The sequence below is a fragment of the Roseomonas sp. AR75 genome, from assembly GCF_005222815.1.
In the GTDB taxonomy this organism is placed as follows: domain Bacteria; phylum Pseudomonadota; class Alphaproteobacteria; order Acetobacterales; family Acetobacteraceae; genus Falsiroseomonas.
The window spans coordinates 443,710-466,057 of record NZ_STGB01000006.1 but is presented as its reverse complement, the minus strand read 5'-3'; the positions used below and the strand labels follow the sequence as shown (position 1 = coordinate 466,057).

General features: G+C 71.9%; 24 protein-coding genes and 1 tRNA gene. 12 read left to right on the top strand and 13 right to left on the bottom strand.

What is annotated here, in order from left to right; genetic code table 11:
• Positions 1-42: 42 nt before the first annotated feature.
• Positions 43-987 (bottom strand): tripartite tricarboxylate transporter substrate binding protein, encoded by a 945-nt coding sequence (locus tag E4T13_RS26785; RefSeq protein ID WP_170985271.1) that lies wholly within the window; start codon positions 985-987, stop codon positions 43-45.
• Between the two features lie 100 nt (positions 988-1,087).
• Between E4T13_RS26785 and E4T13_RS26780 the strand changes: the two genes are divergently transcribed.
• The 3 genes from E4T13_RS26780 to E4T13_RS26770 all read left to right on the top strand — a co-directional run bounded on the left by E4T13_RS26780 (position 1,088) and on the right by E4T13_RS26770 (position 5,526).
• Complete coding sequence (locus E4T13_RS26780; RefSeq protein ID WP_137181403.1) at positions 1,088-3,364, top strand: hypothetical protein; 2,277 nt, start codon at positions 1,088-1,090, stop codon at positions 3,362-3,364.
• 7 nt (positions 3,365-3,371) lie between these two features.
• Positions 3,372-3,824, top strand: coding sequence for a hypothetical protein (locus E4T13_RS26775; RefSeq protein WP_137181402.1), 453 nt, complete (start codon positions 3,372-3,374; stop codon positions 3,822-3,824).
• 136 nt (positions 3,825-3,960) lie between these two features.
• Positions 3,961-5,526 (top strand): sulfatase-like hydrolase/transferase, encoded by a 1,566-nt coding sequence (locus tag E4T13_RS26770; protein WP_137181401.1) that lies wholly within the window; start codon positions 3,961-3,963, stop codon positions 5,524-5,526.
• 4 nt (positions 5,527-5,530) lie between these two features.
• Here the strand turns inward: E4T13_RS26770 and E4T13_RS26765 are convergent, their stop codons facing one another.
• The 4 genes from E4T13_RS26765 to E4T13_RS26750 form a co-directional block, all read right to left on the bottom strand.
• Positions 5,531-6,676 carry an endonuclease/exonuclease/phosphatase family protein gene (locus E4T13_RS26765; RefSeq protein WP_137181400.1) on the bottom strand — a complete coding sequence of 382 codons (1,146 nt, stop codon included), beginning with the start codon at positions 6,674-6,676 and terminating at the stop codon, positions 5,531-5,533.
• 75 nt (positions 6,677-6,751) lie between these two features.
• On the bottom strand, positions 6,752-7,255 hold the full coding sequence (locus E4T13_RS26760) for a flavin reductase (RefSeq protein WP_137181399.1): 504 nt from the start codon (positions 7,253-7,255) through the stop codon (positions 6,752-6,754).
• Between the two features lie 72 nt (positions 7,256-7,327).
• Positions 7,328-8,038: a DUF3047 domain-containing protein gene (locus E4T13_RS26755; RefSeq protein WP_137181398.1), complete on the bottom strand. Its 711-nt coding sequence runs from the start codon at positions 8,036-8,038 to the stop codon at positions 7,328-7,330.
• A gap of 41 nt (positions 8,039-8,079) precedes the next feature.
• Positions 8,080-8,646 (bottom strand): GNAT family N-acetyltransferase, encoded by a 567-nt coding sequence (locus tag E4T13_RS26750; protein ID WP_137181397.1) that lies wholly within the window; start codon positions 8,644-8,646, stop codon positions 8,080-8,082.
• 101 nt (positions 8,647-8,747) lie between these two features.
• Here E4T13_RS26750 and E4T13_RS26745 point away from each other — a divergent pair, with 101 nt between their 5' ends.
• From E4T13_RS26745 to E4T13_RS26725, 5 genes are all read left to right on the top strand, one after another.
• Complete coding sequence (locus tag E4T13_RS26745; RefSeq protein WP_137181396.1) at positions 8,748-9,572, top strand: CoA transferase subunit A; 825 nt, start codon at positions 8,748-8,750, stop codon at positions 9,570-9,572.
• Positions 9,569-10,318 carry a CoA-transferase gene (locus E4T13_RS26740; RefSeq protein WP_137181395.1) on the top strand — a complete coding sequence of 250 codons (750 nt, stop codon included), beginning with the start codon at positions 9,569-9,571 and terminating at the stop codon, positions 10,316-10,318. The genes E4T13_RS26745 and E4T13_RS26740 overlap by 4 nt, the downstream gene beginning before the upstream one ends.
• Entirely contained in the window at positions 10,315-11,547 is a 1,233-nt protein-coding gene (locus E4T13_RS26735) for a CaiB/BaiF CoA-transferase family protein (RefSeq protein ID WP_137181394.1), read from the top strand. The genes E4T13_RS26740 and E4T13_RS26735 overlap by 4 nt, the downstream gene beginning before the upstream one ends.
• A gap of 17 nt (positions 11,548-11,564) precedes the next feature.
• Complete coding sequence (ubiM, locus tag E4T13_RS26730; protein ID WP_137181393.1) at positions 11,565-12,743, top strand: 5-demethoxyubiquinol-8 5-hydroxylase UbiM; 1,179 nt, start codon at positions 11,565-11,567, stop codon at positions 12,741-12,743.
• 261 nt (positions 12,744-13,004) lie between these two features.
• Entirely contained in the window at positions 13,005-13,916 is a 912-nt protein-coding gene (locus tag E4T13_RS26725) for a DMT family transporter (protein WP_240791312.1), read from the top strand.
• On the opposite strand, the gene E4T13_RS26720 is transcribed toward E4T13_RS26725, so the two are convergent.
• The 5 genes from E4T13_RS26720 to E4T13_RS26700 form a co-directional block, all read right to left on the bottom strand.
• Positions 13,903-14,316, bottom strand: a complete 414-nt coding sequence (locus E4T13_RS26720; protein WP_137181392.1) for a hypothetical protein — start codon at positions 14,314-14,316, stop codon at positions 13,903-13,905. The genes E4T13_RS26725 and E4T13_RS26720 overlap by 14 nt on opposite strands.
• Positions 14,313-15,143 carry a c-type cytochrome gene (locus E4T13_RS26715; RefSeq protein WP_240791311.1) on the bottom strand — a complete coding sequence of 277 codons (831 nt, stop codon included), beginning with the start codon at positions 15,141-15,143 and terminating at the stop codon, positions 14,313-14,315. The genes E4T13_RS26720 and E4T13_RS26715 overlap by 4 nt, the downstream gene beginning before the upstream one ends.
• A gap of 80 nt (positions 15,144-15,223) precedes the next feature.
• The gene (locus tag E4T13_RS26710; protein ID WP_137181391.1) at positions 15,224-15,508 is read right to left on the bottom strand and encodes a DUF427 domain-containing protein; all 285 of its coding nucleotides are present in this window, start codon (positions 15,506-15,508) and stop codon (positions 15,224-15,226) included.
• Between the two features lie 51 nt (positions 15,509-15,559).
• Positions 15,560-16,438 carry a phosphatidylcholine/phosphatidylserine synthase gene (locus tag E4T13_RS26705; RefSeq protein ID WP_137181390.1) on the bottom strand — a complete coding sequence of 293 codons (879 nt, stop codon included), beginning with the start codon at positions 16,436-16,438 and terminating at the stop codon, positions 15,560-15,562.
• A complete protein-coding gene (locus tag E4T13_RS26700) occupies positions 16,435-17,121 on the bottom strand; it encodes a phosphatidylserine decarboxylase (RefSeq protein WP_137181389.1) in 687 nt (228 codons plus the stop codon). Before E4T13_RS26700 ends, E4T13_RS26705 begins: the two co-directional genes overlap by 4 nt.
• Positions 17,122-17,166: 45 nt before the next feature.
• Here E4T13_RS26700 and E4T13_RS26695 point away from each other — a divergent pair, with 45 nt between their 5' ends.
• Entirely contained in the window at positions 17,167-17,646 is a 480-nt protein-coding gene (locus E4T13_RS26695; RefSeq protein ID WP_137181388.1) for a hypothetical protein, read from the top strand.
• On the opposite strand, the gene E4T13_RS26690 is transcribed toward E4T13_RS26695, so the two are convergent.
• Both E4T13_RS26690 and E4T13_RS26685 read right to left on the bottom strand, forming a co-directional pair.
• A complete protein-coding gene (locus tag E4T13_RS26690) occupies positions 17,571-18,983 on the bottom strand; it encodes a LysM peptidoglycan-binding domain-containing protein (RefSeq protein ID WP_137181387.1) in 1,413 nt (470 codons plus the stop codon). The two genes, E4T13_RS26695 and E4T13_RS26690, sit on opposite strands and share 76 nt — an antisense overlap.
• Before the next feature lie 62 nt (positions 18,984-19,045).
• On the bottom strand, positions 19,046-19,840 hold the full coding sequence (locus tag E4T13_RS26685) for a hypothetical protein (protein ID WP_137181386.1): 795 nt from the start codon (positions 19,838-19,840) through the stop codon (positions 19,046-19,048).
• Between the two features lie 91 nt (positions 19,841-19,931).
• Here E4T13_RS26685 and E4T13_RS26680 point away from each other — a divergent pair, with 91 nt between their 5' ends.
• Positions 19,932-20,627: a cytochrome b/b6 domain-containing protein gene (locus E4T13_RS26680; protein WP_137181385.1), complete on the top strand. Its 696-nt coding sequence runs from the start codon at positions 19,932-19,934 to the stop codon at positions 20,625-20,627.
• A gap of 60 nt (positions 20,628-20,687) precedes the next feature.
• Here E4T13_RS26680 and E4T13_RS26675 read toward each other — a convergent pair whose 3' ends face one another.
• Positions 20,688-21,083 carry a cytochrome c gene (locus E4T13_RS26675; RefSeq protein ID WP_170985270.1) on the bottom strand — a complete coding sequence of 132 codons (396 nt, stop codon included), beginning with the start codon at positions 21,081-21,083 and terminating at the stop codon, positions 20,688-20,690.
• Between the two features lie 235 nt (positions 21,084-21,318).
• On the opposite strand from E4T13_RS26675, the gene E4T13_RS26670 reads away from it, so the two are divergent.
• Both E4T13_RS26670 and E4T13_RS26665 read left to right on the top strand, forming a co-directional pair.
• Positions 21,319-21,395, top strand: a tRNA-Pro gene (locus E4T13_RS26670).
• Between the two features lie 164 nt (positions 21,396-21,559).
• Positions 21,560-22,339, top strand: coding sequence for a TorF family putative porin (locus E4T13_RS26665; protein ID WP_137181383.1), 780 nt, complete (start codon positions 21,560-21,562; stop codon positions 22,337-22,339).
• Positions 22,340-22,348: the final 9 nt, after the last annotated feature.

Genomic DNA, 22,348 nt, shown 5'->3' with positions numbered 1-22,348 from the left:
TCTTGCGGGGGAGGGTCGGGGTGGGGGGCAGTCGCCGGACGTTCAATCCAGCCGCATACCGGATTCCCGCACCACGCGCCCCCAGCGCGCGTCATTTGCCGCGATGAAGGCGGCGGCGGTCGCTTCCGGCGCATCGATCCCCCAGCCCGCCAGCCGCTGCTTCGCGGCCTCCGTCGCAAGGGCGTCGCGCGCCAGCGCGGACCACTCCTGCATCGCCGCTTCCGGCGTGCCGCTTGGCGCGAACAGGATGTTGGCGATCCGCACCTCGAAGCCGGGCACGCCGCTCTCGATCACGGTCGGCACGTCCGGCAGCAGCGGATGGCGCGCGGCGCCGGACACTGCGAGCGCGCGCAGCCGCCCGGAGGCGACAAGCTGCGGCCCGCCGCCGAGCGCCAGGAATCCCGCCGGCACCTGGCCCGAGACGATGGCCGTCAGCGCCTCCGCATTGCCGCGCTGGGGCACATGCTCCAGCGCCACCGGCGGCAGGCCGGTAAGCTGGCGCAGATGCTCCATCGCCAGGTGCCCGGGGGAGCCGACGCTGCCCGAGGAATAGAACAGCGGCTCCCGCCGCGCCGCCGCCAGGAACGCCGGCAGCGTCTTCGCCGGATGCGTAGGGTGCACCAGCAGCACCAGCGCGAAGCTGCCGAGATTGGCGACCGGCGCCAGCGCCTGCACCTCGTAGCCGAGATTGCGGTAGAGATGCGGATTGACCGTGACGGAGGTGTCGAGCGCCGCCAGCACCGTGCGCCCGTCCGGCCGCGCGCGTGCAGCCGCCGCCGCGCCGATATTGCCGCCGGCGCCCGGCCGGTTCTCCACCACCACCGTGCCGCGCCCGGCGCGCATCGCATGCTCCGCGATCAGCCGCGCGGTGCCGTCCAGCGCACCGCCTGGCGGAAAGTTGACGATGATGCGCAGCGGATCCGATTGCGCCAGGGCGGGCGTGGCAAGCGTCATCGCGGCAAGCGCGAGGCAGCGGCGTGAAAGCATGACGTGGTCCTCCTCGGCCGGAGGATAGCGCAGCCGTGCCGCGAATTCTTGCATGCGCCGACGCGCAGGCCGTATCGTCGCCTCGTCCGGGGGCTGCCGCATGCGCCAGGCCGTGCACCAGAAGCCGCGAACGCCCGCCTCGCCCGTCCGGCAGGGCGAGCCGGCTTCCCTCGCCCAGCCCGCGCCGGCCGTTCAGCTTCTGAGCGAGGCGATGCCGCCGCGCGAGCCAGGCTATTTCGACTGGCGCCTTGCGCCCGCTCCGCCGCCCTCCGGCCTGCCGCAGCCCTTGCGCGGCGGCATAGAACGCCTGTCGGGCCTCTCCGCCGCCGGCATCGCGGTGCATCGGGATTCGCCGCAGCCCGGCATGCTGGGCGCGCTCGCCTTCGCACGCGGTGCGGAGATCCATCTCGGCCCGGGGCAGGAGGCACATCTGCCGCATGAGGCCTGGCATGCGATGCAGCAGCGGCAAGGGCGCGTTTCGCCGACCGGGCAGCGCGGCGGCGTGGCGGTGAACCAGGACCCGGCCCTGGAGAGCGAGGCGACCCGCATGGGCAGCGCCGCCCAGGCCGGGGTGACAGCGCTGCCGCCGGCGCAGCCGCGCGCGACCGGCTCCGGCGCGCCCAGGTCCGGCGCGCCCAGCGGCGTTGCGCAGATGCAGGTGCCCCCGCCTGCCGGGCCCTATACCGGCTACGCGCCTTTCCCGCCTCCCGGGCCGGCGCCCGCGCCACCGGTCGCGACGACGCGCGGGCCGGACCAGCGCGCCGGCATCGGCGGAGGGCCGGCCGCGTCCGTGCCGGGTTCGGATCTGGCGCGCGAGATCGGCTTCGAGCTCGACCCCAGCAGCCGCCCCGCGCCGGTGGCGCCACCTGCACCTGCCGCGCCCGGCGGGCCCGGGCCGGCGCCGGCACCGACGCCGGCTCGCACGCCCTGGGACGGCGTGCCGCGCCTGCCGCTGATGCCCCTGATCCTGCACGCCATGGCGATGCGCGCGGCCATGAAGGCGGAGCTGTTCGCCGCCTACGATGCCTACCTCACCTTCAAGCTGCCGACCGTGACCGCCGCGCTGGCGCGGCCGCGCGTGGACTTCATCGCACCGGCCGCCGCCCCGGGGGCTGCCGGGCCGGCACCGACCGGCGTGGTGGACATCGCCAATGCCGCGCGAGGTGAGCTGGAGCGGCGCTACGGCAGCAGGATGGATGCCGCGGCGAGTTCGCCGGCACAGGTCGCCAATCGCGCGCCGCGCGTCGCCAGCGGCGCCGGCCAGAACATCTTCGACATCTCGAGCGAAGCCGACCGCAGCACGATGACCGGCTCCGCCGACCTGGCGCCCGGCGTCGCCTGGTGGCTGTTCGAGAACGACGTGCCCGGCGCGGCAGGCGCCGCGGGATCAAGGCGCTTCGCCACCGACATCCTGGCGGCGCACAATTATTCCTCCGCCGATGATCCGGGCGGCGCCTTCCGCTGGGAAGTGGCGAACGAATACGCCGCCGCCAGCACCGTCGGCAGGCCGGACAACCGGCGCATGCTGATCGACTACCGCATGGCCGACTGGAGCGAGCGCGGCACCGGCGGCATCACGCTGCAATCGCGCTTCGATCCCGGTGCCGACCGCAACCGCGCGGAACTCCAGCAGCGCTGGTCCACCTTCAAGACCGCGACGCATGAGACGCTGCACCTGCAGACGCATCCCGCCTTCACCGCGGCCGACCAGGGCCGCGGGACGATGAAGGAAGGCTTCACCGAGATGTTCACGGTGTCCACGCTGAACACCGACGTGATGCCGAAGCTGCGCGCCGGCACCGCCGAACCGCTGCGCCGCACCGTGGAAGGCGCGCTGTCGCCCGCCACGCCCGACGCGACGCTGCTGACCGACCGCGCAAGCCCCACCCAGTATGTCGCGCATCGCGCCCAGGCCGAGCGCATCCGCGACGGCGGCACGCCACCTGGCGGCACGGCGCATGCCGGCGTCGGCGAAGCGGCGGTGCGCGCCGCCTTCTTCCAGGGCCATGTCGAGATGATCGGCCTCGATCCAGCCGGCGCGCAGCTTACCGGCCTGCCTGCTTCCGGCGCGGCGCGCGCCTTGCGCATCCCGTCCGGGATCACCGGCCTGGATGACCTGGCTACCCGCAGCGGCGTGGCACGGGCGGCGATCGAGGCGGCCAATCCCGGCATCACCGACACGCTGCCCGCCACCGCCTTCCTGCCCGGCGCGCGCGACCACTGGGTGATCGCGGGCGAGACGCGCGCGGGGATCGCGGCGCAGAACGGCGTCTCCGAAGCCGCGCTGGTGCGCGCCAATCCCGACATCGCGGTGAATGCCGCGACCAATGCCTGGCCCACGCTGACCGCCGGCCACCGCCTGCTGATCCCGCGTTGAGCGACACGTGGCCGGAACGGAGCAGCGCTACCGCGATTACCTGCGCCGCTTCGGCATCGCCGAGCCCGGCGCGCACCTGGTCTCCATCGCGCCGCTGCGGCCGGTGCGTGCCTTCGCCTATGCGGAAGGGCTGCGGCTGCGGCTGAAGGCGCTGGTGACGCAATCCGGCGTGGTGCGGCCCGGCTTCCAGGCCGAGGACGACTGGCACGGGCTGCTCGGCTCCGGCGCCACGGCCGCGCAGCTTGCCGCGGCGATCGCCTGGCTGGAGACGGACGAGACCTCGGATCGCCCGGTGCCGCCGGTCGTGGTGGCGGACGCCGCGGGGCCGCGGCTGGAGGCGCTGCCGGACGGAACGCTGCGCTTCAGCGCCCGCTTCGCGCAGGGCGGCACGGCGGAGCGCCGCGTGATCGCCGCGCGCCCCGGCCAGACGCTGATCGAGGTCGCGCCGGAGTCGGGATGAACGGCAGGCACCGCGTGCATTGCCTGCATCCGGGTGCGGTGGTTCTCTCCTGCGCAGGCGCACCGGTTTCCCGGCGGCCTTCCACACCCCGGCCTCCCCCGCCCTGCGCCGCGGAGGCGAGAACGGAACGCATCCCATGTCCGCCATCCGCAACGTGCTGTTCATCATGTGCGACCAGCTGCGCTGGGACCACATGGGCTGCGCCGGCCATCCCTTCCTCAAGACGCCGAACCTGGACGCGCTGGCGGCGAAGGGTGTGCGCTTCACCCAGGCCTATGTGCAGTCCGGCATCTGCGGGCCTTCGCGGATGAGCTACTACACCGGGCGCTACGTCTCCTCCCACGGCGCCACGCACAACCGCGTGCCGCTCTCGGTGGGCGAGGTGACGCTGGGCTGGCACCTGCGCGAAGCGGGGCGAACGCTGGCACTCGCGGGAAAGACGCATGTGCTGCCCGATGCGCGCGGCATGAAGCGGCTGCAGCTTGATGGCCAGCACGACCTGAAGGCCCTGCTCGACGAAGGCTGGTTCACCCTGGTGGACCGCCATGACGGCCATCATGCCGAACCTGACAGCGCCTATGCCGCGTGGCTGCGCGCGCAGGGCTACGACAGCAAGGACCCCTGGACCGACTACGTCATCGCCGTGGAGGACGCCGATGGCCGCGTGCTGAACGGCTGGAAGATGCGCAACGCGCGCCTGCCCGCGCGCGTGAAGGAGCAGCACAGCGAGACGGCCTACACCACCGATGTCGCGCTCGACTTCATGCGTCGCCAGGGCGATGCGCCCTGGGTGCTGCACCTGTCCTATGTGAAGCCGCACTGGCCCTACATCGCGCCCGCGCCGTGGCATGCGATGTATTCCGAGAACGAGTGCCTGCCCGTCTCCCGCCACCCCGATGAGCGCGGGCCGGATGCCCACCCGGTGATGCGCGCCTGGCAGGAGGAGGAGGTCTCGCGCAGCTTCCAGGACGATGCCTGCATCCGCACCGTGCGCCCGGCGTACCAGGGGCTGATCTCGCAGCTCGACCACCATCTGGGTCGCGTGTGGGCGGAGATGGAGCGGCTCGGTCGCTGGAAGGACACGCTGGTCGTGTTCTGCTCCGACCATGGCGATTATCTCGGCGATCACTGGCTGGGCGAGAAGGAGCTGTTCCACGACTGCGTCCAGCGCATTCCTTTCGTCCTCTACGATCCTTCACCCGATGCCGACGCCACGCGCGGCAGGGCCGAGGATCGCTTCGTCGAGGCGATCGACGTGGTGCCGACCATCCTCGATGCGCTGGCGCTCGATCCGGCCGAGCATGTCGTGGAGGGGCGTTCCCTGCTGCCGCTGACACGCGCCAGCGCGGATGGCTGGCGCGACGCGGTGTTCAGCGAATTGGACTGGACCTTCCGCGGCGCGCGCCGGCGGCTCGGCCATCCGACGGGGCAGCACCATGCCTGGATGGTGCGCGATGCGCGCTGGAAATACGTGCACTGGACCAGCGGCTACCGCCCGCAGCTCTTCGACCTCGCCGCCGATCCGCAGGAGTTCTTCGATCGTGGCGCCGATCCCTCCTGCGATGCGGTGATGGACGCGATGCGGGAGCGGCTGCTGGCGTGGTTCACGCGGCTGAAGCGGCGCACCACGCTCACCTGGGCCGAGGCGGAGCTCCGCACCGACCGCCACAAGGCGGCCGGCGTGTTCTACGGCGAGTGGTAGCGGATCATCCTGCCGCGATCCCGGCGAGGTAGCTTTCGGAGAAGTCCGTGTCGATCTCGATCCATAGCGGCGCGTGGTCCGACATCTGCCAGGTGCGCCATTTGCGGTAGAGCGCCTCCGGCGTCTTCGCGCGGAACCTGGCATCCTTCTCGGGGTCCGCCTTCGGCATGTGCGGCGCGTAGATCGCACGATCCTCCGGCGTGTCGCGGAACACGGCGGCGAACATGTTCACGATGCCGCCGCCTGCCACGCGGAAGCGCTCATCCTTCACCCGGACCGCGATCTGGTCGTAGAAATGGTCGTCCGGGCCGCGCACCTTTCGGCCGTCGATCGCCGCCGGGACGGTGAATCCCTCGCTCTTCAGCGCGGCCATCGTCTTGTGCTCGGGGCTGACCACGTTGAAGTCGCCGAGCAGGATGTAGTTCTCCACCGCCCCGCTGCTGTCCTTCTCCTGCTTGCTCGCCTTGTCCTGGCGGTCCGCGAAGAAGCGGACGAGACGCTCGATCTCGTCGATGCGGCGCTTCAACTGCTCGCCGGACTCGTTGCCGTAGTAGATGTGGACAGTGCAGAGGCTGAAGCGGAACCAGCCCGACTGGAAGGCGACGAGGAAGGGCGTGCGTGCGAATTGCTGCTTGACCTCGACATCGGTCGCTTCCGCTTCCGGCTGCTCCTTCGGCGGCTTCACCTTCTTGCGGGAGACGACGAGCTGCCCTTCCGGCAGCACCACCTCACCCGCGACCTTGCGGAAGAACACCTTCTCCCGGTTGAACACGAAGGCCATGCGTTCGCCGTTGCCGCCGGTGCCTTCCGTGGTGTCGGTCGCGATGTAGTCCCATTCGCGGCCGAGGATCCGCATCAGCGTCTCCAGCGGGCGGAGGTCGCGATCCACCTCCTGCAGCGCGACGAGGTCGAAGCAGGAGATGATCTCGGCCAGGTAGTAGAAGGTCTCCGGCAGCCGCGGGCCGAACTTGAACTTGTTCGAATCGAAGTCGCGGATGTTCCAGGTCGCCAGCAGCAGGGTGCTGTCGCTCTTGCGCTTGCGCAGCGGTGCCAAGTGCTGGCGCAGCGCGAGCAGGCGTTCGGCGCAGCGCTTCAGCGCAGGCTTGTCGCGCGCGAGGGCCTTGCGCAGCCCGGCATAGTTGTTCGACATCGCCCTGTCCTCCGGCCCGGCAGCCTGGCAGGGGCGCAAATCCGATTCAAACGCGGAATCAGGCCGGGAACGGAGTCAGACCGCCTCGACTTCCCCCACGGGATGATAGCCGCGGCGGTACCAGATCAGCGCGCCGCCGGGCGCGCCCTGGCGGATCGCCTCGATCTCCGCGAACAGCACGCTGTGCGTGCCCTTCTCCAGCACCTCGGCGATGCGGCAGTCGAAGGCGACCACCGCCGCGTCGTCCAGCACCGGCGCGCCGGTGACCAGGCGGCTCCACTGCGCCAGGGCGAAGCGGCCATCGGTGTCGAGCCCGCCCTTGCCGGCGAAGGCATCCGAGAGCGACCGGCAGCCGGAAGCGAGCGTGTTCACGCAGAGCACGCCGTTGCGCTTGAACAGCGCATTGCCACGGCTGGCGCGGTTGAGGCAGACCAGCAGCGTCGGCGGATCGTCCGTGACGGAGCAGACGGCGCTGGCGGTGAATCCGGCACGGCCGGCGATGCCATCGGTGGTGACGACATTCACCGCCGCGCCCAGCCGGGCCATCGCATCGCGGAACTCATCGCGGCTGACGCTCATGCCGGCAGGGTCTCCATCGGCAGGAAGATGGTGCCTGGCGGCGCGGCTGCAAAGCCCGCGCGCCGGGCTGCCTCAGCGGCAGGGCACCAGCCGGATGTTCTCGACCTGCGCCTCCACCGGCGTGCCGGTGTCGTCGCTGTCGGTGGAGACGATCACCTCCATCACCGCCGGCACCGCGTTGCTGCCGAAAGCGGCCTGCCAATCGGCACCGAGATTGACCCGCTCCTCCACCCAGCGGCCGCGCGGCGCGGCGGCGGGGCGCTGGACGCGCAGCATCGCGATGCCGCGGTTCCACGGGCTGGGAAAGAAGCCGCCGGGCGAATCCTGCCCCTCCATGCCCGTGCCGCCCCAGACATACATCAGCACGCTGCGCGGCAGGCGGGACTGGCCGCTGGCGACCTGCGCCGCCGCATGCTGGATGCGCACCGAGAGATCGGCCTGCGGCCCGAAGCCGGCGAAGCCGATGCCGATCGCCACGGCCCGATCGTCTCCGCCGCGGCGGGCAAGGTCGGTGGACGGCGGACCCGCATCCACGCGCCAACGCCAGGCCAGGCAGGTGGCCGCGCCCTGCAGAGGCTTGGCGAGCACGCTGGCCTCGCCCCGCCCGGAGATGCGGATGCCCCCGCTCGGGGTGGCGGCGAAATTGGCCGGTCGGATGCCGTTCCATTGCAGCTTGCGCCAGCCCGCGGCCTCCAGCTCCGGCGCCGTGGGGCCGGGCGAGGCGGCGCCGCCCAGCAACGGGGCGAGCGCGATGACGACGAGGACCGGGGGAGCGCGCCGCATCCCCGCTAATTGGTGAATGGCGCGCCGGCTGGCAAGCGGGATCAGCCGAGGCGCTGCGCGATCCACTCCGCGCGGCCGATCGCATACAGCAGGTGCGCCCGCAGGGGATGCCCCTCCGGCAGGCTCGGATGATCGAAGACACGCTCCCGCCGCATGCCGAGCTTCTCCATCAGCCGCCAGGAGGGCTCGTTGACAGGCGGGGTCCAGGCGACGATGCGGTCCAGCCCGGCTGGGCCGAAGCCATGCGCCAGGGCCAGCCGTGCCCCCTCCTCCGCCAGGCCGCGGCGCTGGAAGCGGGTGGCGATTCGCCAGCCGATCTCGGTGCAGGGTGTGAAGTCGGCCTCGAAGGGCGCGGGCTTGATGCCGACCGCGCCGACCAGGCCCTCGCCGGGCAGCTCCAGCGCCCAGAAGCCGTAGCTGCGGCTCGCGCAATCGGCAGCGATCCGGCGGCCCCAATCGTCGCTCTCGGCGCGGTCGTGGACATTCGGGAAGAAGCGCATGGCCGCGGGATCGCCGTTGATGGCGAAAAGCGGATCGAGGTCCTCCGGCAGGCGCCAGGGGCGCAGGACGACCCGCGGGCCGCGCAGGGTGACAGGCTGACCGGACATGGCCCGAGGCTAGCATGCGCCCCGCGCCGGGCGAACCGGCGCCCTTCCCCCTTCGCGCTGCCTCGCCAAGCCATTAGGTAGGGTCGGCGAAGGAGGGAAGCATGTTCCTGGCGAATGCCGATGCGCTGGCCGCGACCGTGCCGGATGGCGCGTTGATTGCCGTGCCGCCGGACTACTCCCTGCCGCCCTGCGCGCTGGGCCATGCCCTGGTGCGGCGCGGGGCGAAGGGCCTGCGGGTGCTGGGCGTGCCCATCACGGGCTATGTCGCCGACCTGCTGGTCGGCGCCGGCTGCGTGGCGGAGGTCGAATCCAGCGCGGTGACGCTGGGCGAGGCCGGCTTCGCCCCCTGCTTCACCGCGGCCGTCCGCGCCGGGCGCATCCGCATGCGCGACGCCACCTGCCCCGCCATCCATACGGCGCTGCAGGCGGCTGAGAAAGGCGTGCCCTTCATGCCGCTGCGCGGGGTGATCGGCAGCGACATCCTGGCGCATCGCCCGGACTGGAAGGTGGTGCAGAACCCCTTCGCGGACACCGAGGACCAGATCCTGCTGGTGCCCGCCATCCGCCCGGACATCGCCGCCTTCCACGCCGCGATGGCCGACGAGGAAGGCAATGTCTGGGTCGGCCGCCGGAGGGAGGTGGCGACCATCGCCCATGCCGCGCTGCGCAGCATCGTCACGGTGGAGCGCATGGTGCCCGGCAACATGCTGGAGGATGAGCGCCTGGCGCCGGGTTGCATCTCCGCCACCTATATCGATGCGGTCGCTGTTGCCGCGCGCGGAAGCTGGCCGAGCGGGCTGCTGGACGAGCGATCCGCCGACATCGCGCATTACGCAGAGTATGCGCGGCTGGCGAAGACCGAGGCCGGGTTCCGCGAATACCTCGACCGCTACGTGCTGGCGCCCCGCGCGGAGGCCGCGGAATGACCATCCGCCCCGAGGAACGCCTGGCCACCGCCGTCGCGCGGCTGATCCTGGACCCGTCGGCGCCGCCGGTGCGGCATGCGGCGGTGGGCAATGCCTCCGCCATCCCGGCCGCCGCCTGCCTGCTGGTGAAGGCGATGGGCAATCCGCTGCGCATCTCGCTGCTGACGCGCCCGCGCGGCAATCCCTTCACCGAGGGCGGGCGGGAGCTGTTCGACCTCACCGGCCAGGGCCGCGTGGATCTCTTCTTTCTTGGCGGCGGGCAGATCGACGGGCAGGCGAACATCAACCTGCTCGGCACCGGCGAATGGCCCGGCACCGCAGCGCGCTTCCCCGGCAGCTTCGGCAGCGCCTTCATGTACATGATGACCGGCCGCACCATCCTGTTCCGCGAGGAACATTCCCCGCGCGTGCTGGTGGAAAAGGTGGACATGATCTCCGCACCCGGAGTCTCGCCACCCGGCGTGTTCCGCCGCGGCATGGCGCAGGCGCTGGTGACCGGGCGCTGCGTGTTCCGCTTCGACGCGGCGCGCGCGCGCTTCGCGCTGGAAAGCGTGCATCCCGGCGAGACCGTGCAGTCCATCCGCGCGCAGACCGGCTTCGATTTCGACGTGGCAGACGCAGTGCCGGAGACGCCGGACCCGACCGAGCAGGAACTGGCGTTGCTGCGCGGCCCGGTCTGCGACGGGATGCTCGAGACCTACCCGGAATTCTGCGCGCGCGTGTTCAACAGGAGACTGGCCGCATGACCGACGCGATCCCGATGACCGAGGGCAAGGGGCTCGCGACCTCGCCCGGTTCGCTGGCCGGGCTGAAGGTGATCGACCTGACGCGCGTGCTGGGCGGCCCCTATTGCACGATGATCCTCTCGGACCACGGCGCGGAGGTGATCAAGATCGAGCCGCCGCAGGGCGACGAGACGCGCGGCTGGGGTCCCCCTTTCCACGAGGCCGATGCCAGCTATTTCATCGGCGTGAACCGCAACAAGAAGGCGCTGGCGCTCGATCTCTCCAAGCCGGAAGGCCGCGCGGTGCTGCTGCGCCTGCTGGAAGGCGCGGATGTGCTGGTGGAGAACTACAAGCCGGGCAGCATGGAGAAGTGGGGCATCGGCTATGCCGATGTGCTGTCCAAGCGCTTTCCCGGCCTGATCCATTGCCGCGTCTCCGGCTTCGGCGGCGACGGGCCGCTCGGCGCGCTGCCGGGCTACGACGCGGTGATCCAGGCGATGGTCGGGCTGATGTCCATCAATGGCGACGACACCACCGGGCCGCTGCGCATGGGCACGCCGATCGTGGATCTCGCCACCGGGCTCTATTCGACGATCGCCATCCTGATGGCGCTGAACGAGCGCACGCGCAGCGGCAAGGGGCAGTTCCTCGACATGTCGCTGCATGATTGCGGCATGGCGCTGCTGCACCCGCAGGCGGCCAACTACTTCCTGAACGGCAAGCGGCCGAAGGCGCTGGGCAACCCGCATCCGAACATCAGCCCCTACTCGAAGTTCGCGACGAAGACCTGCGAGATCTTCGTCGCCTGCGGCAACGAGCCTGCCTGGCGGAAATTCTGCGAGTTTCTCCAGCTTCAGCACCTCGTGGCGGACCCGCGCTTCGCGACCAACGCGCTGCGCGTGGAGAACCGCGCGGCGCTGAACGCGCTGCTGGACGAACGCCTGGCGAGCGAGGATGGGCATGCGCTGTGCGACCGCATGCTGCGCGCCGGCCTGCCGGCGGGCCCCGTGCTGTTCGTGGACGAGGCGATGGCCGCGCCGCACACCGCGCATCGCGGCATGGTGGCGGAGCTCGACTGGTTCCGCGGCCTCGGCACGCCGATCAAGATGAGCCGCACGCCCGGCGGCGCACGCAGCGTCCCGCCACGCTTCAACGAGCACGGCACGGACATCCTGGCGGCGCATGGCTTCTCCGAGGCGGAGATCGCGGAGCTCGAGGCCGCGGGCGTGGTGGTGACGGCGCAACGTTGAACGGAAGGCAGCGGGCCATGCAGGATTGCGACATCGCGGTGATCGGCGCCGGCCCGGCGGGCCTGTCCTTCGCGCGGCTGCTGGCCGGCAGCGGCCTGTCCGTGGTGCTGGTGGAACGCGCGCCGGAAGCCGCGCTGGCCGAGCCTGCCTTCGACGGGCGCGAGATCGCGCTGACGCATCACTCGCAGGAGATCCTGGACGAGATCGGCGCCTGGGACCGCATCCCGAAGGAGCAGATGGCGCCGCTGAAGCGCGCGCGCGTGCAGGACGGCGCCTCGCCCTTCGTGCTGGACTTCGCGCCGCCCGGCGAGACGCCGCTCGGGATGCTCGTGCCGAATCACCTGATCCGGAAGGCGTTGTTCGACAGCGTGCAGGCCGAAGGCTGCGCGACGCTGATCGCGGGCGTGGCGGTGACCGCGGTGCGCACCGCGCCGCGCGGCGGCACGCTGACGCTGGCGGATGGGCGGGAGATCCGCGCGCGGCTGATCGTCGCCGCGGATACGCGCATGTCGGAAGCGCGTCGCCAGATGGGCATTGCGGCGCGCATGCGCGACTTCGGCAAGTCCATGCTGGTGGCGCGCGTCGCGCATGAGAAGCCGCATGACGGCATCGCGACGGAGTGGTTCGGGCGCGGGCAGACGGTGGCGATGCTGCCCTTGCGCGGCGATGTCTCCTCCATCGTGCTGACGCTGTCGGCGCGGGAGATTGCGGACCTCATGGAGGTGACCCCCGAAGCCTTCGGTGCCGATGTGACGCGCCGGACGGATGCGCGCTGGGGCGCGCTGACGCTCGCGGGCACGCGGCACGCCTATCCCCTGGTGACGACCTATGCGATGCGCTTCGTCGGCACGCGCTTCGCGCTGATCGGCGATGCGGCGGTGGGCATGCATCCCGTCACCGCGCACGGCTTCAACTTCGGCCTGGCCGGCGCGCAGCGCCTGGCGGAGCAGGTGCGGGCCGCGCTCGCGCGCCGGCGCGACATCGCCGATCCCGGCGGGCTGCTGCGCTACGAGATGGCGCATCGCCGCGCGACGTTCCCGCTCTATGCGGCGACGAACACCATCGCGAGTCTCTACACCGATGATCGCGCGCCGGCGCGGGCGCTGCGCGGCGCAGTGCTGCGGCTCGGCGCCGCGCTGTCGCCGGTGCGGCGGCTGGTGACGGCGCAGCTGATGGAAGCGACGCCGGCGCGGTAGAGCGGGCATCGCATCATCCTGCGCGCCCCCCTCACCCCGACCCTCTCCCCCCTGCGGGTGGAGAGGGAGAACGAGGCAAGCGTGTCGCGCCGAAGCTGGCCCTCTCCCGTGACAACGGGAGAGGGGGGACCCTCGCGCAGCGAGGGTGGGTGAGGGCACGACCGACAGTCGTCATGCATCCGGGTCGGCCACTCTGGCACATGCCAGACGCGCGCAACCACCGGATGGCGGGCGACGGCCAATCGGGCGCAGATGCGATCCATGCCGGGTCCGATGACGCCGCGGCAGTGGGGGCTGCTGCTGGCGCTCTCGCTGGTCTGGGGTGCCTCCTTCTTCTTCGCCGCGGTCGCGCTGACGGGCTTCCCGCCCTTCACCATCGTGCTCGCGCGCGTCGCCATCGCGGCCGCGGCGCTGGCGCTCGCCTGCCGGCTGCTCGGCATGGAATTGCCGCGCGGACGCGCGCAATGGCTGGCCTGCGCCGGGATGGGCCTGCTCAACAACGCCGTGCCCTTCGCGCTGATCATCATGGGCCAGCGCTACATTCCCTCCGGCCTCGCCGCCGTGGTGAACGCGGCGACGCCGGTCTTTGCCGTGCTCTGCGCACACTGGCTGACCACGGACGAGAAGCTCACGCCGAACCGGCTCGGCGGCGCGCTGACGGGGCTGGTCGGCGTGGCGATCCTGGCCGGGCCGGCCGCCTTCACGGCGGGGCATGGCGCGGAGCTGCTGGGCATCGTGCTGTCGCTCGGCGCCTGCCTTTCCTACGGGCTGTCGGGGGTCTGGGCGCGGCGGGTGAAGCGGGCGGGGCTGGCGCCGCTGCCGGCCGCGACCGGGCAATGCGCCGCCTCCACGTTGATCATGCTGCCGCTGGTGCTGCTGTTCGACCAGCCCTGGACGCTCGCCGCGCCGCCGCAGGCTGCTGTGATCGCATTGGTCGGCTTCGGGCTGTTCTCGACCGCGCTGGCCTACTGGATGTTCTACACGCTGATCGCGCGGGCCGGCGCAACGAATGCGATGCTGGTGACGCTGCTCGTGCCGGTGACGGCGCTGCTGCTCGGCACGCAGCTTCTGGACGAGACGCTGGCCGCGCGGCATTTCGCGGGCATGGCGGTGATCGCGCTGGGGCTGCTGGTGATCGACGGCCGCGCGCTCGCCTGGCTCAGGGCCAGGTGAAGCCCCGCGCCATAGCCTGTTGCGCCTCGGTCTCCGCGGCGTCCGGCAGGTAGTGGCGGCGGACATAGTCCAGCGCGTCGCCCTCCACCCCCGCGGCGCGCGCCAGGCACGAGAGAAAAAGGCCAGTGCGGCCGATGCCGGCGCGGCAGCCGACATGCAGCGGCCGCCCCGGCTCGGCTTCCAATTGCGCCAGCGCGGCGGCGACGGCCGCGCGCAGCGCCACGGGGTCGGGCAGGCCGAAATCGGGCGTGGGCAGCGCGATGTCGGCCAGCCACGCCTTCTGCGCCGCCGGCTCGAGGCAGACGCCGAAGGCGCCCTGCGGGATGGCATCGAACGGGCCGCCGGTGATCGTCACCGCGCGGCCCGCCACGACCAGCGGCAGCGTGCCGCGGATCCTCACCTTTGCGCGGGCATGCTGCGGAGATAGGCGATCAGGTCGCGCATGTCCCCCGCGCTCATGGTGCGATAGGCCCAGAAGGCCATCGGCGGGAACAGCTGCCGCCCATCCTTCGAGACGCCCTCCCGGATCGCCTTCTCGATCTCGGCGTCGGACCAGCTTCCCAGGCCCGCGGGCGTGATGTTGCGGGCGACCGAAACGCCCCAGGGGCCGCGGAACTCCATGCCGCCGGCGCCCAGGCGGGTCATGTCGCTATGCCCGTTCGCCATCGGCGTGTGACATTCCAGGCAGTGGGCGACCGGCCCGGCGAGATAGGCCCCGCGCGCCACCGCGTTGTCCGCCGGCGGCGGCACGCTGGCGACGGGTGGGCCGTACGCCGGCGGGAGCGGGATGCGATAGACGCTCTTCTCCGTCGCGTTGCGCACCGGCGGGACGGTGCGGAGATAGGCGACCATCGCGGCCAGGTCGCGGTCCGACAGGCCGCGATAGAAGGCGAAGGGCATGGGTGGCCCGATCAGCGTGCCGTCGGGACGGATCCCCTCGCGGATGGCGCGGGCCACCTGCGCGTCAGTCCAGCGGCCGATGCCGGTCTCGGGGTCCGGCGTGATGTTCGGTGCGACGGCGCGGAAGGGCTGTTCGTCGAACACCGCACCGCCGGCCAGGTGGCGCCCGGGCATCGGACCCTGCGGGCCCATCGGCGTGTGGCAGTTGCCGCAGGCCGCGGTGACCTCCACGAGATAGCGCCCGCGCTCCAGCAGCGCGGCGTCCTGCGCCACCGCGGGGGCGGCGAACCACAGCGCGGCCACCGCCGCGCACAGCAGACGTTTCACGGAATCGCTCTCCCCCAAGCGCCTTGCCAGCGCGGGAAGGATGCTGCCTCAGAGCGACGCCCAGCGCAACGATGTGTCTGCTACCGCTCCACCTCAACGCCCTGCCAGAAGGCGATGTGGTCGCGAATATTCGCGGCCGCCGGCTTCGGATCGGCGTAGAACCAGGCCGCGCCGGCATTCACCTGCCCGTCCACCACCACGTCGTGGTAGCTGGCGGTGCCCTTCCAGGGGCAGACGGTGCTGCGTGCGGAAGGCCGGAGGTACTCCGCATTCACCGCCGCGCGCGGGAAATAGACATTGCCCTCGACCAGTTCGAACCGATCGCTTTCGGCGATCACCTGGCCATTCCAGACTGCGCGCGCCATGCCGAGCTTCCCGTTGTCGTCACCCGGCACCTGGGGCGGCGCGCCCCATGGTCAAGGCAGGTTCGCCGGCGCCTTCGGCGCGTCCTCGATCAGCGCCTCCGCCTCCGCCTTCAGCGCCAGGTAGGACCGCACGGAGAAGGGCAGCATGCCGAGATAGATGATCCCCGCCGCGGCCAGCGCCGCCCAGGGCTCGGCCACCAGCAGCGCCACGAACAGCCCGACGCCCAGCAGCAGCGGCAGCACCATCTCGCGCCGGATCTTGAAGTTCTTGAAGGACCAGGTCGGCAGCGTGCTGACCATCAGCCCGCCGACCGTCACCAGCACCAGGCCGACCAGGATCGGATGGCGGAACGCCTCCGCCGTCGCATGCCAGCCGCGCTCATCCAGTGCGAGGCCAAGGAACAGCGGGAACAGCGCACAGCCCGCACCGGCCGGCGCCGGCACGCCGGTGAAGAAGTTGTAGGCATAGGCAGGCTTCGGCTTCTCCAGCCCGACATCCAGCGCCGCGTTGAAGCGCGCAAGCCGCAGGGAGGAGCAGACGGCGAAGAGCAAGCAGGGCACGAAGCCCAGCGGCCCGACCGTGTTCATCGACCAGAGATACAGCACCAGCGCCGGCGCCACGCCGAAGGAGAGGAAGTCGGCCAGGCTGTCGAACTCGGCGCCGAAGCGGCTGGTCGCCTTCAGCAGCCGCGCGAGGCGCCCGTCCAGCCCATCGATCACGCCCGCGACCACGATGAAGGCCGCGGCCTGCGGCCAGCGCCCGTCGATCGCGAAGCGGATCGCCACCAGCCCGGCGCAGAGGCCGAGCATGGTCATGATGTTGGGGATCAGCCGGTTGAAGCTCAGCCCCTCGAAGCGCGGCCGGGTGCGCGGGCGGAAGCGCCGGCGCAGGCGGTGCAGCGACTGCGGCCGGCGGGCCGGGTCGCTCATCGCGCCACGAGCGGCGGCAGTTCCGCCACCACCGTCTCGCCGCCGATCATCGTCTGGCCCTCCGCGACCAGCGGCCGCACGCCTTCCGGCAGATAGAGGTCGGTGCGGCTGCCGAAGCGGATGATGCCGATGCGCTCGCCCGTGGCGACCATGTCGCCCTCCCGCACGGTGCAGACGATGCGGCGCGCGATCAGGCCGGCGATCTGCACCACCGCCATGTCGCGCCCGTCCGGCAGGCGGATCGCCAGCGCGTTGCGTTCGTTGTCCTCGCTCGCCTTGTCCATCGCGGCGTTGACGAAGGCGCCGTGGCGATAGGCGATGCGCGTGATCCGTCCCTCGACCGGAGCGCGGTTCACATGCACGTCGAGCACCGACAGGAAGATCGCCACGCGCCAGCGCGGCGTGTCTCCCAGCCCGAGCTCGGACGGCGGTACCGCGGGCATGACGGAGACGATACGGCCATCGGCCGGCGCGACGACGGCACCATGCCGGTTCGGCACGACACGCTCCGGGTCGCGGAAGAAGTAGAGGCAGAAGGCGGTGAAGGCGGCGGCGATCCAGAACAGCCAGGCGCCGAGGATAAGGCCGCCGACCACCGCCACGGCGGCGCCGCCCCAGATGAAGGGGCGGCCCGCCGGGTGGGGCTTCGCGAGCACCAGGCGGATCGTCGAGGAAAGGTCCATGCGCCCGGTTATGGTCCCTTCACCCTTCCCGGACAACATGAGCGCATGCAGGCCGCAGCCGAGATCGCGCGCGAGGGCGCGCGGCAGCCCGAACTTAGCATCCCGCACGGCCCCTTCCTGGTCGAAGCGGATGGCAGCCTGCACGCGCGGGAGACACCCTCGCTGCGCTTCACCTGGCGCGGGCGCGGCTGCGAGGCGCGGCTCGATGCCGGGCGCATGCGCCTTTCGGCCGTCGCCGGCGCCATCCCCTACACCGCGGAGTCGCCCGGTCTGCGGGCGGGCATGCTGGCGGCGCTCGGCACCCTGCCGTCGGAACTGCCGCCGGGCTGGCGGCTGCGCCTGCTGCCGGACCATCGGCTGAGGCTGGAATCGGAGACGGCGCTGCCGGCGCCGACCACCGCCACCGCCCTCGTCGGGCAGCTCGTCGGCTTCGCCCTCGCGCTCGATCCCTATCTGGACCGGCTGGATTCCGCCGGCGCCGTTTCGCCGCCATCGGGCGCCATGCCGGGCATGGCGAAGACCTGACCCGGGAAGATCCGGTGCGGGTTGCGGATCTGCTCGCGGTTCGCCTCGTAGATCACGGTATAGCGGACGCCCTGGCCATAGACCGACCGCGCCATGCGCCAGAGGCTGTGGCCGGGCTGCACGATCACCCGGCCATGCGCCGTCTCGCTTTCGGGCAGGCGGTCACGCTGGAAGGGCACTTCGATGCGGGCGGCGACCGCGCCGGCGGCGGCCACCTGGTCCACGCGCAGGCGGTGCCGCCCGATCGCGATGGCCTCGCCGGGCGCCAGGCTCCAGCGGCCCTGGTCATCGGCCTGGGCGTCGCCGGTGTGGCGGTCATTGACATAGAGCCGGACGGTGGCGCCGGGCGCAGCGGTGCCGGCGAAGCGGATCGCGCCCGCCTGATCGTAGTCCACCTGGCCGAGCGCCAGGCCCTGTCGCGGTGCGGGCGCCTGCAGCACGCGCGCCTCCGGCTGCGCCCCCGGCAGCAGCACGACCAGCGGCTGTCCCGTGGCGGCGATGCGCGCGGGCGCCGCGGGGGCGGCGGGCTGTCCGGGACTCGCGATGGCACGCGGCGCCTCCGCGGCCACGGGCGGGGCAGGCGTGGCAGGGGGTGAGGCCGGCGGATCGGCCGAGGACGGGGAGGCGGCGGGCCGGGTAGCGGGCGTGGCCGTCCCTGCCGGCTGCGGCGCCGGCGTGGCCGGCCCGATAGCAGGGCGCGGCAACGCCGGAAGCGCCGCCTCGCCCGGCCCGGACGGCAGGGCGCTCGCCATCGCCACCGCAGCCGGTGTGGACACGGCGAGGGGCGGGCCGGCCGCGGCAGCCGGCGCGGGCGGCGGCAAGGCCTGGGCGGCGGGCAGCCGTGGCGCCTCGGCCAGGGCCGGCGCCTCCGGCACCACCACCACCACGGTGTCGGGGCCGGGCATGTCCTCGCCGCCGAGGCGGGCGAGCAGCGTCAGATGGCGCGTGCCCGCCGGCAGCGGGTCGGGCGGCAGGATCACCCATTCGCCGCGCGAATCGGCGCGGGCGCGACCCATCTCGCGGCCTTCCTCCATCAGCACGACCTCGGCGCCGGCCGCGGCCCGGCCCGCGACCACGGCGCCGCCGCGCGCCCCGATGCGCACCACGTCGAAGCGGGGCGGCTCCGGCGCGGCCGGCGCCGTCGGCTGCGACGAGGCCGCGACGGGACGGGGCGTCGCGCTCGCCTGCGCGGCCGGCGGGCGGGGTTCGACCGCCACGGGCACGTCTGCGGACGGCGCGGGTTGCGGCGCGAGCGCGACGAAGCGGGAAGCCACGAAGCCGGCGAGCCCCGCGGTGACCGCAACCACGATGAGGAGGGCACGCCCGCTGGCGGTCATTGCTCCCGACCCAGACCCCTCCGCCGGCACCGGGATACTCCGGCAGTCAAGTCAATCATGCGTCAGCGTATCAGAAAAGCGAAAAACGCACAGCCGCCGCCGGCCAGGATCGCGCCCAGGGCGGCGCCGGACCGGCCCGCCAGCCATCCGCCGAGCGGGATGCCCAGCAGTACGGCGCAGAGCGGCGCCGCGGCCACCGCCCAGTCGGCGGGCACGCCACGCGCAATCACCGGCAAGGCCGCCAGGCCGATGATCGCGCCTGCCAGCGGCAGTGCCGCGACAGCGGGGGCGGCCTCGCCGCGCGCCGGGACCCAGGCGGCGCCAAGCGCGGCGGCAACAAGCACCGCGCCGAGCACCGGCGGCGGCCCCGGCAGGGGCACAAGCAGCAGGCCCGCCAACAGCGATGCGGCCGCCGCCAGGAAGGACCAGCGGGGCGCCATCCGCAGAGCCAGCAGCAGCGTCGCCGAGGCGACCGCCAGCAGCACCGGCGCCGCGCGCTGCAGGTCCGCGCGGACCAGCGGCGCGCCGGCCATCCACCACCCCGCCGCCAGCGCGCCAAGCAGCGCGGCCACCGGCGCAAGCCTGCGCCACCGCAGGGCCAGAGGCAGCAGGATCAGCGTCGCCAACAGCAGCATCAGCAGGAGCAGCGGCAGGCGTTCCGGCAATTGCCGCGGGCTGGCGGTCAGCAGGCCGAAGGTCAGCCACCAGCCAACGAGCACCGCCACGCCGCCGGCCAGCCCGACCGGCAGCGGCCGGCGCAGCGCGCGCGCCGCCAGCGCGAGGCCGAGCGCAACCACCAGCGCCAGGGCCGGGCCACGCTGCAGGTCGAGCGTCGCGATCACCTCAGGCAGCCGCATCCGTCCTCCGGCGTTGGCGCGTCACCGGCCGTTACTTGCCCGGCGCGTCGCCTCCCCACCACACTGCGCGCGGCAGCAGATGGGATCAGGCATGGCGGTTCAGCAGCAGGCCGGCACGGTGCGCCGGCTGAAGGTATGGGACCCCTGGGTCCGCCTGGTCCATTGGTCCATCGTCCTGCTGATCCCGTTTTCCTGGTGGACGGCCGAGACCGGCCGCTTCGACCTGCATTTCCTTTCGGGCTACGCGATCCTGGCGCTGGTGCTGTTCCGGATCGCCTGGGGGCTGGTGGGATCGGAGACGGCCCGCTTCACGCATTTCCTGCGTGCGCCCGGTGCGGCGCTGCGGCACCTCGCACATCTGCGGCGGCGCGATGCGCCGCTCGAGGTCGGCCACAATGCCGCCGGCGGCTGGATGGTCCTGCTGCTGCTGCTCCTGCTGCTGGCGCAGGCGACGCTAGGCCTGTTCGCCGACGACGACGTGCTGTCCGCCGGCCCCCTGGCGCGCCGGGTGGACGGCAATCTGAGCGCGGCGGCGACATCGGTGCATGTGCGCCTGTTCTGGCTCCTGCTGGCCTTCGCTGTGCTGCACGTGCTGGCCGTCATCGTCTACCGCGCGCTGGGGCGAAACCTCGTCAAGCCGATGGTGACGGGCGTGATCGATGTGCCACGGAGCGAGCCGCTGATCGCCCCGAGGCTGGGTAGCCCGGCGCTGGCAGCCGTGCTCCTCGCCGGGTCGGTGGGCTTCGTGTGGTGGATCACGACGCTGCGGCCGGATTCGATGTTCTGATCGCGCGGCCGCGCGGCGTGCGCGCCCTCTCCCCAGCCCGGCCAGGGAAAGGGCGGCCGTTCAGCGCGCTCGGAACTGGTTGTGGCAGCCTGCGCACACTTGGCCTGCTGCGCGGAGCATCTCCGGGGTGACGCCGCCGGTCGCGGCCGCCGTCTTCATGGCAGTGAGCTGGCGCACCATGTCGGACGAATACTCCGTGAATGCCGCGCGATTCGGCTCGATGGCCGCAAGGGCGCGAGTCTGTCCGTCGCTGCGGCCCTGCGGAACCGGCGGCGTCAGCGAGGACGCCGGATAGAGGGCATTGATGTTGCTGTAGAAGGCGATGATCCGATCCGCCGCGGTAGCGATCTGCGCCTGATTGCCGCGCGACTGCAGGATGCCGTTGATGGCTTCGAGGTGGCGCCCCATTTCCCGCATGCCGTCCTTGCGTTCGGCGATGACGTTGCCCTGCGCCATCGCGGCGCCTGCCATTCCCAACCCCGCGGCCGCGAGGGCCGCCAGTCTCCATACGCGCATATGACATCCCCTCCTCTGGGACGCGCGAAGGTTGCAGCGCCTTCACGGGGGCGCAACGGCCCGAAGCGTGACGAAGCGTTGCACCCGGCTTGCCGCGCCCCGGCCGCTTCGCTATACGGCCCGCCTCGCCGCGCTGCCGCCGACGACGCCTGCCCGCATGGGCCAGGCGCCATGCCGGAGTGTAGCTCAGCCTGGTAGAGCACTGTGTTCGGGACGCAGGGGCCGGAGGTTCGAATCCTCTCACTCCGACCAGACGGCGCGCGGCGCACGAACCCCGCCAGGGATCACTCCCTGGCGGGGTTTTTCGTTCGCGACATACTCGATCCGGTTACGAATTAATAATTCTCCATCACGGCGATCCTGGCGTGCAGCTTGCGACGGCGCGTGTGGCTATCCACCCACGTTCCGGAGATCGCATGACCTCTGCACATTCCCTGGGCGCTGCCGTCCTGCTTGGCGCGTCCCTGCTCGCGCCCTGGGCGGCGCAGGCGCAGCAGACCATCGAAAGCCTCGGCCTCACCGTCACGACAACACCGCTGGTCGCCACGGACTACCTGTTCCGCGGCATCAGCCAGACGCGCGACCGGCCCGCGATCCAGGGCACGCTCGACGTCGAGCACGAGAGCGGCATCTATGTCGGCGCTTTCCTCTCCAACGCCATGTTCGCCGGCACCAACATCCGCCAGGAGCTGGACGGCTTCCTCGGCTACCGCTTCCAGGCGCTCGGTGCCAAGTTCGACCTTGGCGCCGTCTATTTCGCCTATCCCGGCTACGACGAGCCGCCCGGCGGCTTCTCGCCCAACTGGTGGGAACTGCAGGCGAAGGTCAGCTACGAGATCGCGCCCTTCAAGCTGCTCGGCACCTTCGCCTGGTCGCCCGACTACAACTTCGAATCCGGCAACGGCTTCTACCTGGAAGGCGGCGTGGACGTCGCCCTGCCCTACGCGTTCACGCTCTCGGGCCGGCTCGGCTACCAGTGGATCGACCGCAACTTCGCCAGCGTGAACCGGCCGAACGACGGCTACTGGGGCGCGCCCGACTACATGGTGGGCTCGGTCGCCGTCTCGCGCGAGATCGTCTGGGGCTTCATCGGCACCGTCGGCTTCAGCTTCACCAATCTCAGCCAGACCGAGTGCTTCGGCGGCCAGAAGATCTGCGACAACCGGGTCTACGCCACGATCTCGCGCCCATTCTGATCCACGGCC